The following is a 1,503-nucleotide window of genomic DNA, read 5'->3' as shown; positions in this document are numbered from 1 at the left end:
GTGTAAAGCCCTGTAGTTGGCTGATGGCGTAGTTTCTGTTTCCCTGTACACGGCGGTCGCGTTTTCATTTTTCACTACCATTAAATCTAGGTCAGCGATGGCTATGCCTTATTGACCATAGTTTGCATGTCGCACAAAGAAGACGTGGACGGCCTCGCCTCCGCGGCGCTGGTAAAGGCCGCCTTTGACACCACGTCTACGGTACTTTGCGATTACCCTTCGCTTATCCCGCGCCTTGAAAAGCTGGCCGGCTCTGAGAAAAAGCCCGACAAGCTGTTCATCTGCGACCTCGGGCTGTCGAAAAAGAACGAGGCAAGGTTTGTCGAGCTGCTGGCAAAGCTGGTCGGCGCCGGCACTGACGTCACCTATATCGATCACCATGACATCAGCGCGGAAACCGTAAAGGCGCTCAAAAAGGCAGGCGTGGCGCTTGTCCACACGATAGACGAGTGCACGAGCGTCCAGGTCTACAACAAGTACAAGAAAAAACTGCCCGCGCACGCCGTGTTCTTTGCGGCGATGGGCGCGCTCACCGACTATATGGAGACCAAGCCGATAGCGTCGGGCCTGGTGAGCAGGTACGACAGGCAGTTTCTGATGCTCGAAGCGACTTCAATGTCGTACATGATATCTTCGAGCCAGAAAAACGAGGAGTTTCTTGAAAAAATCGTCGACACGCTTGCCAAGATGAAGTACCCTCACGACATCAAGGGCGGGTTTGAGCTGGCCGAAAAGTACGCCAAAAAAGTGGCCAACGCGGTCCAGACCATACAGGAAGGAATAGTGAAACTTGACAACCTGGCGCACGCACCAAGCACCGTCGACCTCTCTTCAAGCATGGTCGTCAACTTTGTGCTCGGGTCGACTGGCAAGCCCGCGGCGATGGTCTACAAGCTGAAAGAGGACATTGGCTCGTACGTAGTTTCTATACGCGGGTCCAAGGAATGCAAGGTGCACCTGGGCAGGCTCGTCAACGAAGTCGCGTCGGACCTTGGCGGCAGCGGAGGCGGCCACGACAGGGCCTGCGGCGCCGTGGTCCCAAAAGACATGCTGGAAAAATTCATTGCGACTCTGGACAGTCGCATCAGTTAACCATGCACATGACTTTTAACGGCTAGGGTGGATACGGAAGCAGATGCAGCTGGTCAAGAAATTCGAGATCAAGTCAAGGCAAAAGATAATAGACTTTCTCAACAGTCAGCCTGCCGGCAGGGTCGCCTCAATCGACGCCAGGGGCTACCCGCAGGTCATCCCGATGAACTTTGTCTACACAAACGGCGCGGTATACATGCACTCTCACCCGTTTGGAGAGAAACTTGACAACATTGCGCGAAACCCCAAGGTGGGGTTTGAAGTCGACCAGCACGTCTGCTTTCTGCCATCCTACTATTTTCACCCTTCCGACGCGTCCCAGGCAGACACCCTCTACATCAGCGTGGTTATCAAGGGCGCCGCGACGCTGGTGCAGGACAACCGCGAAAAGGCGATGGCGCTCAACGCGCT

2 protein-coding genes are annotated in these 1,503 nt (G+C 55.0%); both read left to right on the top strand.

From position 1 onward, the window contains the following. Positions 1-111 precede the first annotated feature (111 nt). The gene (locus ACREAY_RS11805) at positions 112-1,092 is read left to right on the top strand and encodes a DHHA1 domain-containing protein (RefSeq protein WP_431755965.1); all 981 of its coding nucleotides are present in this window, start codon (positions 112-114) and stop codon (positions 1,090-1,092) included. Between the two features lie 43 nt (positions 1,093-1,135). After that, a partial coding sequence (locus tag ACREAY_RS11800) for a pyridoxamine 5'-phosphate oxidase family protein (RefSeq protein WP_431755964.1) occupies positions 1,136-1,503 on the top strand: 368 nt, incomplete at its 3' end.

This window comes from Nitrososphaera sp. (genome assembly GCF_050748925.1).
GTDB lineage: Archaea > Thermoproteota > Nitrososphaeria > Nitrososphaerales > Nitrososphaeraceae > Nitrososphaera.
Note: the sequence above shows the minus strand (reverse complement) of the source record. Positions and strands in the feature narration are given on the sequence as shown.